Below are 12275 nucleotides of genomic sequence, written 5' to 3'. Positions count from 1 at the left end.
CATGAACAAAGTTCTTGGTACCTCAAAGGTTCGGAGCTGGTTGATCTTCTTCTAAATCAGCTATTTCATCCTCAATAGCCTCCATAATATTCTCACTTAATGATCTGAATTCTTCCATAATTGCGAGCTTACCTCTTAAAGACTCTATTTTATCTCGGTTCGCTTTAGACTCATCTTCATCTGGATAAAAAAGTCTAATATTGATAACAGGGTCTTCTAAAAGCTGAGCTATTTCATTAAGCCAGCTCTTGGTATCTTCATCTACAGTTTCTTTAATGGCTTGGTCAATACAAAAACAGATAAGGATACGGGCAGTTTTATCTAAAACCCTTGACATTTTAAGCCAACTATTTAAATCTGTTTCATCCTTACCTGAAGAAAGCTGAGCAAATGGATTGGATAGGTATCTATTATTTTGATTGTTAGGATCTAGCGAATTCAATGTTTCCAAAACGGGCTCGAGATTTTCAAATGGGCGTTTGCCATCAGGAAATGAAGAATGTCTTTCCCAAAGCTTAAGTATAGTGTCAAAGCATTCTTGCTTAGCATCCTCATTACCAGTTTGTTCAGCTAATAATATTTTTTCAGAGATATAGTTACACATCCATGCTGTTATTTCGTCAACTTCATCGTCTTTAAAATTATCAATTAAACGCTCACCTAAGTTGATAACGCTTTGTTGTGTCTCTAAGCTTTCCATCTGCAGATAAGAGGAAGGTTTTGCTGTATGGCGGGATGTATCCGAGGTCATCGTCATTACTCCATCTACTGAATGAGTCTTTATATCTTCTTTTAATGTCAACTTGTATGGCAACTTCTACATTCATTTGCTTGCATATGAAAGTCAATAAATCTAAAGATGCTAACGCTTGATTACCATTTCTTATATAGTCGTCATTATGACTGGGGTTATCCTCGCTCCAATATCTGCTTTGTAAGCATGGCTTAGCATCAAGTTGCCAGTCTTTCATATCATTGCTATGAGTGCAATTTATTACCTCTGTAATAGCAGAGTGTAGTTTAAATGGCTGTATCCTTCTGACGCCACCAAGAAATGAATCCTTGGAGCCAACACCGTATCTTTGCTCGTCTGACTCAAGTAATTTTACTGCTGTAAATACTTTGTCGTCATGTCCATCATCGATCAAGCAAAAGTCATACAGAAAACATCTATGGATATAGTTCTCGTGATTGATAGTAGTATGTAGTAAGGACTGACTAAAATTTTCGGATACTAGTATGCTTTTAAATGAGACCCGTTCGATTCTACTATGTTCAACCTCTTCCCATTCGCCTTCTACATTTAACCAGGTACCAGTGTCTTGAGTGCTAACTAGCAAATCAATAAAATCATTCTCTTGTATTTGCCATTGCCATTCTTCACTATCATCTTCAAGTACCCAATCTCTTCTCTCGATAGGTATATAGTCTCTGCTTTCTGATAACAACTTAAGATTGTCATCTAGTAATAAATGTCCGTCCAACCATTCTAACCAAGATGATTTTTCGTGATAGCTGACCTGAACAACTGGCATGGCTTCAATCAATTTTGAAGCTACTGCAAACATCAAGTGATAAGAGATATAAAAACTATAACTATCAATATCGGGGTAGTCCCCGCCTCTACCATGCATATCGTACTGACGTGAATGGCTATTTAGTTTTTTCCAAAGATTTTTTCTACTGTCATTCGTCCATTTACCATCAAGTACCATCTCCCATTCATTAAATAGAATATCCTTTGCTATATCTTCTACTTGTTTTGTTGAAATACCAAATACGCTTCCGAGAGGTGGAAGCCAAGATTTATCAAAATCATATCCAAAATGGAATTCAGGTAAGGTGACGTTAAACTCACCATCCTTATGCCATGGTGAATCTGTACTGTAGGTGTATTTGTCATCGTCAATATTGGGTAGTTGAGATACGCATTTCTGCCCGATAGCACTTAAGGCTGACTCATTGAGACTATCAGGGCACTTCTTGTATATTTGCGAGCATATTTGTTTAGCGTAATATTGGAGTAAGATACCTTGCTTTTTATCTAACGTTATAGAGGTGAAAGTTGTCATATATTTAACTAACGGATCTACTTCTATTTGAACACAACGCGTCAATGCAACTAACAGATACAATTTGGCATGTAGCTCGTAGAAATCATAAGCTGGTGGAATAAAAATATCTAATACTCCATTAGATAGACAATCCATCAGTAAGTCTATTTGCCCATAACATTCCAATTGATATAACCGTATTACTGCATGTACAGCTCGCCAGCGCTCCTCTACAAAAGGGGATCCTAGATTTGCATAGATATAATTAACTATTGCATGCTCTATACTGGTAGGTAATAAAAACTCATCATTCCATAAGCCGTCTGCATATTCTGAATCGATATACTTTTCAAAACGCGAGAGGCCGAAGTCTACTAAGTCTTTAGCTTCTGCAACAGTTAGTTGCGATGCATAATAACGCGCAAACTGAAAGAGCGAACCTGCATCTTCAACTAAGCCAGTTTCAGATAATCCTTTGGTTGCTCCCACACGAATCGCTTCTCTAGAAGCTTCGTTAATAATAAAGGAACCCAAGAAATTTTTCTCGTAACGATTATTATGTGTGAAATTGATAGGAAATCTAGAAGCTAGGTGACTTATCAAGACAGACCAGTGATTCAATAAAGCGGGTCGAGTTTTCCATTGTTCTGGGATTGCTTCGAAAGCGTCTTTAATATCATGAAAGCTCAATTCTTCTGAGTTAACAACTATATCTAAAACAACTAATGACTTTCTAGAACTTACCTGCTCAAAGCAGCCTTGCCAAAAATAATCATCATACTGTCTAGACCTTCTATTGTCTTTAAAAGTAGTAAAAGCTTCTCTAAAGCCATTTTTTGTTAGAATATCTATATGACCGTAGCGTTTTAGCCAGTTCTGAGTTTTTTCGCTATTATCTTTCTTTTTAGAAAGCTTAACAGTAGGGACTATATTAGAATCATCTTTTTCATCAGTCCTGATTAATCCTTCTAAATTATTTAATTCATTATTGCTTAAATTGTACTGACTCGCTATATTTTCGATGGTCTTCCAATCTTTACCAGTACGGCCTTTAACTCTTAATTCCCTAATCACATGATCAAGCATAGTCTGCTGACTCTGCCTATCAGGTGTCATAGCAACGATCTTAGCGAAAAAACCTACCAAGCGACTATCAAAACTGAATGCTGTGAATGCCCATAAAACAATCGGATTAACCTCTTTAATATCTAGAATGCCATTAGCAAGGTTTGAAATACCACGCCATCCAACATCACGCTCTTTCCATCTATTTGCTATTGCCAACGTTGTTAAAGGCGATATTTTTAAGCAAGTAGAAAAAATTTGTCTCTCATCCCAATAGTTTTGCCCTGTATCAGAGTCACCAATTAGCTCTGCCACACGCATATAACGATGGGCAAGCTTTGGACTATATAGTTTGTCTTCAACGCTACGCTGAGCTATAGCAGATATTGCTTCCCATCTATGGGCTACTTCATTGCCAAAATTTGTGGCTTTTTTTAAGCCCGTATCGAAATAGACTGATGCGGCATCTGTATCGATAACTAATATTGCTCTAGCAAAACTTATATAACTATCAGAATAGGTCTCTGGTGGCTCTTCGATATCAAACTTGTTTAAAATTTTGTTTAAATCAGACTCAAAAAAATCAACTAATTCTTCAAGCTCCGGATGTTGACAACTAGCACTTAGAAAATAAAAATTATCCTGAAAGTTACGTTTGATTGCATCTGTCTTCAGTTGTTCGATAAATATATTTATAAAGAAGTCGGATTGTCCAAAAAGTATGATCTCAAATTTTGCTTTAGTTGCTAAATAAGCTTTAGGATCGTAATCTTGATAATAACTAGAATGCGGCTTGGTGAAAACCTCTCTATTATTATTCAAGTTATCTGAACTTACGACATTAACACCGCTAAGAGCTTTTATCCTTAAAGTATACAGTGGTAAAAACTCATTGATTAGAGCACAGCTATCTTTAAACTCCTTTTCTGACTCGTAGTCTTTTTTATCATCTCTTTGAAAACATTTTTTGATAAATGCCTCAAGATCTACCTTAAAGTTATCTTGAAAACTTGCTTGTAAGGATAAAAAACGTAAGAAACTCTCTACTTCGTCCCCATGAGTTCTTATTTCTGAAAGAGCGTATAAATTGGGTAGACTATAGTAATAGTTTAAACCTCTTCTAATATTTTTGATCGGTAGCTTCTCTACCAAACATGCTTCGAAAAAAGATAAGAAAGTATTGTTAGAATAAGAAGTTTTCTCAAAACTATGTTTATCGGGCTTGTTAAGTCGTGTTTTGGGGTTAATAATGATGTTAAGACATCTTGTCAAGCATTCTCGTGGCGGTGTTATACCTACTTGCATAAGTGCTTCGGTTACTGCAAGTATAAAATTAGGATCACTCTTACCATGAGCCGCCATTTTATAAACAGTATTTATATCACCTTTGTTAATTAGCCTCTTTACAAATGGTAAAGTGATACGGTAGATACTTTGTAGCGGTCTAAAACGCAAAATGCGGTCCACACAATATACATAACCATAAATATTGAAACGTGCTGAGGTAAGCTCTACGATATCAATGTCTTCAATCTGTTCATAGAAATGCCCATCTGTATCTTCATTGCGCTTAGCTCTTTTTTCAAAATAGCGGCGTAAAAAGTGTTCAGCAGAACGCAGATAAACTGTAGCCTGTCCTTTTGAATCAGGTAAGCTTGCGAGTAATGACGCCGAATACACTAACTCAGAACCCTGCCATTTCCCTCTTATGACCTTTTTGTGGGCTAGTTCCGTTATTCTGCCTTCTGATAGATTTTGACTGACTAAATCTATATTGTTTTTGAATACTTCATTTTGGCGCTCGTTACTAGCAATTTCTTCACCCGCTAGTAATGCAAGTTTAGTAGCGTCATGAATACGATTAACTTTTAGTGAGGCTTTGAAAGCATACTGTAAACGTGTGATTTTAATTAGGCTCTTATCGTATGGACTGCCTTCAGGTAAGTATTCATCAGACAGTGCCAATGCTACTAATTCATCATACTTTTCAGACTTATGAAGTAATATGGGTAGAGCTTCAGCAATATATGGACTAACGATATCAAGGCGTTTGATAGTATCAATATAGTTTGATATTTGTTCTTTAGTTGCACTAAAGTTGTCTTGAAACCATTTTTCAGTAGGTTCGTCCCGAAACTGAACAGCGTGGTCTGTCAGCCATAAAGGACGTCCTAAATCTGCTACAAAACTTTTTACTAAATCTACTGGAACACTTGCAATAGTAGCTAATACGTATAAAGGAATAAAGGGTGGCAAGGTTGCCAACCCTATACAAATGCTATCGATGTCCTGTCTGAAAGCTGATGGGAAATCGTCTTTCAAATTGTTAATAGCTTCTTCTAACTGTCTTTCTATCAAATCCTCGACAGTTATGATTGTTGAGTTAAAGGACAATAGTAACTCATTTAATGACTTATAATTTAAAGCTAATGCGTTGGCTTGCACTCGAGGGTTACCGCCCGTCAAACTATTAAACTCTTCTGCTTGCGCTATATTTACATCAGCATAATATTGTTGAAGATTTTTTAGCGTTTCTTTAATGGTAAAGGGTGATAGCACTAGTGGTACGATAGAGCTTGGTGGATCAAGTAGCTCCAGCCTTTCAGGCCTACAGGTAAAAACCAACCGACAGTTATCGGGCACATCCTCCTTTAAAAGCTGATTAGCAAAGCAACTTTCATTGAACTCATCTGCCGCCATCATGGCGTTGTCTACAGCATCAAATACGATGACCAGTAGTGCTTGGGGATGATCGGCTGTTAAGTTACTACAAACTTCATCTATCCTGTCTAGAAACTGGCGAATCCAATGTTCATCAGGCTCATTTCTAGTAGGGATAATTTGTAGACAATATCCATCTTTGGCTAATTCATTAATAACCTGCGTCATTGCATCTTTGACAGTATGCCGCTTCTCGCTAGTTTTACGATAACCACCGTTACCAAAGCAGTCATAAGCAATCACTATGTTAGGCATAGGTAAAATATTAACTAAATTACTGCTTAGGATTGACTTGCCTATACCGCCTGATGCCGTGATGATAGTGTGAGTGTTAGTAGATTGAATACTATTGATTATGGTGTCTTGCTGTTGGCGAGGAACATAGTTGTTTGGAAGGGCTTCAAATTTTGGTGGTGCAGGGAAAAAGTCATTAATATCAGTAATATTAAACGCTTCAAGAATGTCCTCTTTTTTTATCGTGTTACTCTTATTCGGTTCTAAGCGTTCCCAAACAGTTGCTACCAATAAATGCTCCATATCGGTAACGTTCTTTGATATCCAAATTCTAGATAGTTCTTTATGAATATCTTGCTTTTGTACGTTAAGATTGCCTTCGATATCATACAAATTAAGATGTGAACAAAAATCTCTTAACTTTGTTTCACTAAGCTTTGTATATTTTTTTAATGTATTGACAGAACGAGTATCTGCAGTAAGCCCTTTAGCAAGGTTATTGACAGTTATTTTAAATTTAGGGCATATTTTTCTATTGGTTATTATAGTAAATTCAAAGTCTGCATAGTCTTTACTATCTTTTGTATCTACAAACCTTTGAGAAAATCCAACAATAGTATCTTTGAGATCGGATATCTTAAAGTCTTCATCGGCTCTAACAGTAGAGTGTTTTAGCTGAAAGTATTCTACTGACTTTTCTCCATCAATTGACTGCCTGTATTCAGCTAGATCAACTACATTTTCACCACCTTGATTAAAATCGTCAGAGCCTTCTATCGTAATATGAGTCAAATCAGTATCGAAATCTAATAACTTTAAGCATCTTTTGACAGCCCAGCGATAGTGAAAAATATCACCAGCTCTTGAAAAATTAATGGATGTTGCATTCTGATTCATAGAAAATGATTCGTCCAATATAATAGTTGAAAAAAGCTAGGAAATATTTCATGACTTGCAAATTACTATTTGAATTCAAATATACCAACACCCCACAAAAATTGATAGGTAAAAACCATACTAAACGTCATTAGATGTCGCATCCAGCCAAATCAACCCTGAAAAATATCCAACAATAGCTTAAAGTATTTCTACCAATGCAAAAGCCTAAGATATCGTATTACAGGTCGATATCTGGTGAGAGCAAGCGGGTTATATGATAAATTACCACTCAGATTATTAAGCACTAAACATGCCAGCCATTTACGGCCGGAAATAAAGAAGGAAGTGAGGCGATATGCCTATATTGAATTGGTTGAATAAAGAGCAAGCATTGACTACAGCGCGTGACTGTCCATATCGTTTGGTGGAGCTAGTGCCGGAATTATCATATGGCGAGTCAGATACTGACAATATGCTTATTCAAGGCGATAACCTTGATGCATTGAAAGCACTCATTCCTACGCATTCAGGAAAGGTAAAGTGCATCTTTATTGACCCGCCTTATAATACTAAAAGTGCCTTTGAACACTATGACGACAATTTAGAGCACAGCAAATGGCTCTCGATGATCTATCCACGCTTAGAGCTATTGCATCAGCTACTATCTGAAGAAGGTTCTATTTGGATTACACTCGACGATTCTGAATCACACTATTTAAAAGTGATGTGTGATGAAATTTTTGGAAGGAAAAACTTTGTCGCTAATAGTGTTTGGCAGAAAAAATATACAATCGCTAATGATGCCAAGTGGTTATCAGATAGTCATGATCATTTATTAATCTATGCCAAAAACAAAGAAGAATGGAGACCTTATCCCTTAGAAAGAACTGAGGCTATGAATAATAGATATAAAAATCCTGATAATCATCCTAAAGGCGTTTGGAAATCAACTCCTTTATATGCAAAAAGAAAAGGATCTGAAAAAGAAGCAGCGTTTTCATATACTTTTAAAAACGGATACATATGGACTCCACCAGCTGGGACATCACCGAGGTTTCCAGAATCGACTCTGAAAAAAATGGACGAAAACGATGAAATATGGTTTGGAGTAAAAGGTGATGCAGCTCCATCCAGAAAAACTTTCTTGAGCGAACTTAAAAGTTCAGGTACACCCTCATCTACCATTTGGTTACATAGCGATGCAGGTCATAATCATGAAGCGCGAGAAGAGGTGAAAGTGTTTGATAAGGAGGATGCTTTTACAACTCCAAAACCTGAAAGATTGATAAAAAGAGTTTTAGATCTCGCCACAAAGCCTAACGATCTTATTTTAGATTCATTCTTAGGATCTGGCACAACTGCCGCTGTTGCTATGAAAATGAACCGTAAGTTCATTGGTATTGAGCTTGGGGATCATGCAGTCACTCATTGCCAACCAAGGCTAAAAAAAGTAGTCGATGGTGAGCAAGGTGGTATTTCAGAAGACGTCAACTGGGCAGGTGGTAGTGGCTTCAAGTTTTATCGATTAGGTGAAGTCATCTTTAATGAGAACGGTTCGTTAAGAGAGGGTATCAGCTTTGATGCGCTGGCTTCGCATATTTGGTATGGCGATACTAGGCAATCGCTACAGCAGTCTACCAAGTCACCGTTACTTGGTGTGCATAATGGTATTGCTTACTACCTCCTTTATAATGGTATTTTAGGTGATAAGCGTCCTAATGGTGGTAATGTACTCACATCAAAAGTACTGTCAATATTACCTCCTCACCCTGAAGATCCAGAAAATGGTCAAAAAGTCATCTATGGTGAGAGGAGATGTATGGGAGACGCTCGATTGAAGAGTGAAAATATTATATTTAAGCAAATACCATACGATGTGAAAGGAAGATAAACGATGTTTGAATTAAAAAGCTATCAGCAAGGCGCACTTGATGCGCTTACGATTTTTTTTCAGCGTTGCCGTATGGATGGCGATATTGACACAGCATTTCAGCAGACACTACAAGACAACAATTTTGTAGAAACCCCTTACCGTGCTTACTCTTTTGCTGATACGCCTTATGTCTGTATTCGTATTCCGACAGGAGGCGGCAAGACTGTGCTAGGCGCTTATGCGGTCTCTACAGCAGCGACCCATTATCTATCGCAAGATTTCCCCATTGTATTATGGCTAGTACCTACTACTACCATTCAGCAGCAGACCGTTTCGGCGCTCAAGAGCAACCCAGACTATACCGATCATTTAAACCGCGCATTTGCCAATCAAGTCAGTGTCTACGATATCGCTGATGTCAATCAAATCCGTGCGCAAGATATTGGCAATAAAACAATCATAGTCGTCTCTACGATTGCCAATTTACGAGTAGCTAAAACATCTGATCGCAAGGTATATCAGTATCATGAAGATTTTGAACCGCATTTTGCCAAGCTAAGTCGTCAGCATCCCTTTTATGACAAGCTCGAGACCGTCAGTGAAGATGATGTTTCTGAAAACGGTTTGACCTTCAATGATATAGGTAAAATAAAATACTCTTTTGCCAACCTATTGGCGCTGTACAACCCTTTAGTAATCGTCGATGAAGCCCATAATGCTAGGACGTCATTAACCTTTGACACTCTGAAACGTGTGCATCCTGCCGCCATTATCGAATTTACCGCTACTCCTAATACCTCAACGACCAATGGTAGCAATATTTTATATCATGTCTCAGCGGCGCAACTAAAAGCTGAAGAAATGATCAAGCTACCCATTATTTTGACTGAGCATATTAATGGCTGGGAAGAAGCGGTACGTGATGCAGTATTAACACGCGATAGATTAGCACTTAAAGCACAAAAAGATATCGACTATATACGTCCTATCGTCCTACTACAGGCAGAGAATAAGAACGGCAAGGTAACGGTTGAAGTACTCAAAAAGTGTCTAATTGAAGATCATAATATTACTAAGGATAAAATTGCGATAGCCACAGGGACACAGCGAGAGCTAGATGGCATTGATCTTTTTGATCCTAACTGTCCTATCGAGTACATCATTACTATAGAAGCTTTGAAAGAAGGCTGGGATTGCTCATTTGCTTACGTATTCTGTTCAGTCAAACAGGTTTCTTCTAGTAAAGATGCTGAGCAGCTATTGGGCCGTGTATTGCGGATGCCTTATGCAAAGCGCCGTGTGATAGAAGACCTAAATAGGGCTTACGCCCATTTGGCAACCACAAGTTTGGCGCAAGCAGCAAAGGAGCTAACAGATAAACTTATCTCAATGGGTTTTGAAGAGTTAGAAGTTGCCACGTTCCTTCGACAGCAAGATGCCAATCAAGGTGATTTATTTGGTCAGGTAGATAAAGATGACGCTGTAAACTCGAAACCTAAGTTGACACCACCTTCTCTGATGGTTGAGGTGCAGGATACGATAGATACTACCGAGTTATCAGAAGAAGAACGCAGTAGCATTAAAATATCTGAGGTAGATGGTCGCCAAGTAGTTACGGTTACGGGAAAAGTCTCAGAGCCGTTGAAAAGAGCCATTACCAAAGTGGCCGTTGAAGATAAAAAAGAGATTGAGACTTCAGTTGATAGGCATAACCTCAGTGTACATGCAGCTTTGTCACCAGCAGAGAATGGAGTGAAGTTTGCCCCATTACCAAGATTGTGTGTCATGGTTCAGGGTGAGCTTGAACTGGTTGAGAAAGAAGTATTCTTGGACGTATCAGGTTGGAATTTATTGGATTATCCAGCTAAGCTCGACTACCAGCCAACTGAAGAGACGACAAGCTTTCTAGTCGATGTAGAAGGCAAAAAAGTTAAATACAACCTTGCTCATGAGTCACAAACTTTAAATCTAAACCTGGCTAATACCGAAGTAACCCAAGATGAGCTTATAGGCTGGCTAGACCATGAATGTCGTCAAAGTGATGTCACTCAGCGTGAAATGACGAGTTTCTTAACTAAGGTAATCAACCAATTATTGCAAATACCGTCGCTGACACTCACTACTCTCATACGTAATAAGTATCCACTTGCTCGTTCTATACAGGAGCTGGTATCTGCATATAGACAGCAAGCAATGACTAAAGGATATCAGCAAACCTTATTCGCAAATGATGCTAACGTGCTTACGACTTATGATTTTAGTTACGAATTCAAAGCAGATAATTATCCAACACGACCTCCTTACTATTCGGGTAGTTATGCATTTGACAAACATTATTATCCGCAAATCGAAGACATGAAATCTTCAGGTGAAGAGTTTGATTGTGCTCAGACTATTGATTTATTACCTCAAGTGAAGCATTGGGTAAGAAATCTAGTTAGACGTGGGGAAGCGTCGTTTAGCTTGCCACTGGCACATACCAACTTTTATCCTGATTTTATCGTTGAATTGCAGGACGGTCGTATCTTAGTGGTGGAGTATAAAGGCAAGCCTTACGAAACCAATGATGATTCAGCAGAGAAACGCATGGTAGGCGAACTTTGGGCAAGTCACAGCCAAGGGCAATGCTTATTTTTAATGGCGGTTAAAAAAGATGATAAAGGTCAAGAAGTGCGACAGCAGATACTTAACATTATTGGATAAAGTAGCTAACCTATGTATAGTTTGCTAACGGACCTAGATAAGCTACCTGACCCTGAAGATATAGCGAGTGACATTATTGACAATATCAAAGCTAGGCTGACAAGCTTTCATACGGTATTGTATGAGCTTGAGTGTTGAGTAGTTTAACCTTTATGACTCACGTAAATATAAAAAAGACGCCTATATATTATATAGGCGTCTTTTTTATTCGCTTGAATATATTTGGCTTACATACAGAATTTTCGTGCGAGATTATTTACTACCTGTTGAGGTATTATGTAATCAGCTACTGCTTCGTCTAAACTTTTAGAGTCTTTGTCGCCCTCTATTCTCGAATATCGAGGATTGTCACAATTTACGTTAATAATTCCTCTAAATCCGCTCATTTTACCGTTAGCTGTCAATGCTACTAGCATAGTTGATGGTATGTTTTGTTTAGTGCCAATATAACTTTCAACAGTCATAGGATAGGCTGTCCAAAGCGTTGAATACACGCCTTCGTGTTGATCATCGAGTATGGTGATACCTTTAGGAAAACTAGGCGCTGCTGCAGCAACAGTAGAAATAAGAGATGAAAGCGTTAAAACAGCTATAGATAGTAAAAAAGGTGATTTCATAGTTACTCCAAAAAATATAATTAATTAATGTTACGCAATTATTGCTAAATAAATATAGCATAATAATTGTATTTTTTTATAATGAACTATAAATAAGCGACAATATATGTCGCGAACCAACTAGTTAGC

The 12275-nt window shown here is 37.8% G+C and carries 5 protein-coding genes; 2 read left to right on the top strand and 3 right to left on the bottom strand.

Annotated features, from left to right (window positions below):
* Nucleotides 1-22 precede the first annotated feature (22 nt).
* Both ACS8FB_RS03980 and ACS8FB_RS03975 read right to left on the bottom strand, forming a co-directional pair.
* Nucleotides 23-751, bottom strand: coding sequence for a hypothetical protein (locus tag ACS8FB_RS03980; protein ID WP_439261115.1), 729 nt, complete (start codon nucleotides 749-751; stop codon nucleotides 23-25).
* Complete coding sequence (locus ACS8FB_RS03975) at nucleotides 657-6971, bottom strand: P-loop domain-containing protein (RefSeq protein ID WP_439261114.1); 6315 nt, start codon at nucleotides 6969-6971, stop codon at nucleotides 657-659. The genes ACS8FB_RS03980 and ACS8FB_RS03975 overlap by 95 nt, the downstream gene beginning before the upstream one ends.
* Nucleotides 6972-7308: 337 nt before the next feature.
* On the opposite strand from ACS8FB_RS03975, the gene ACS8FB_RS03970 reads away from it, so the two are divergent.
* Nucleotides 7309-8844 carry a site-specific DNA-methyltransferase gene (locus ACS8FB_RS03970; RefSeq protein WP_439261113.1) on the top strand — a complete coding sequence of 512 codons (1536 nt, stop codon included), beginning with the start codon at nucleotides 7309-7311 and terminating at the stop codon, nucleotides 8842-8844.
* Between the two features lie 3 nt (nucleotides 8845-8847).
* Complete coding sequence (locus ACS8FB_RS03965) at nucleotides 8848-11529, top strand: DEAD/DEAH box helicase (protein ID WP_087814642.1); 2682 nt, start codon at nucleotides 8848-8850, stop codon at nucleotides 11527-11529.
* A 227-nt stretch (nucleotides 11530-11756) separates the two neighbouring features.
* Here ACS8FB_RS03965 and ACS8FB_RS03960 read toward each other — a convergent pair whose 3' ends face one another.
* The gene (locus ACS8FB_RS03960) at nucleotides 11757-12146 is read right to left on the bottom strand and encodes a hypothetical protein (protein ID WP_439261112.1); all 390 of its coding nucleotides are present in this window, start codon (nucleotides 12144-12146) and stop codon (nucleotides 11757-11759) included.
* Between the last annotated feature and the right edge of the window lie 129 nt (nucleotides 12147-12275).

The organism is Psychrobacter sp. 1U1 (genome assembly GCF_051847535.1).
In the GTDB taxonomy this organism is placed as follows: domain Bacteria; phylum Pseudomonadota; class Gammaproteobacteria; order Pseudomonadales; family Moraxellaceae; genus Psychrobacter; species Psychrobacter saeujeotis.
This window is presented reverse-complemented; position numbering and strand designations above follow the sequence as displayed.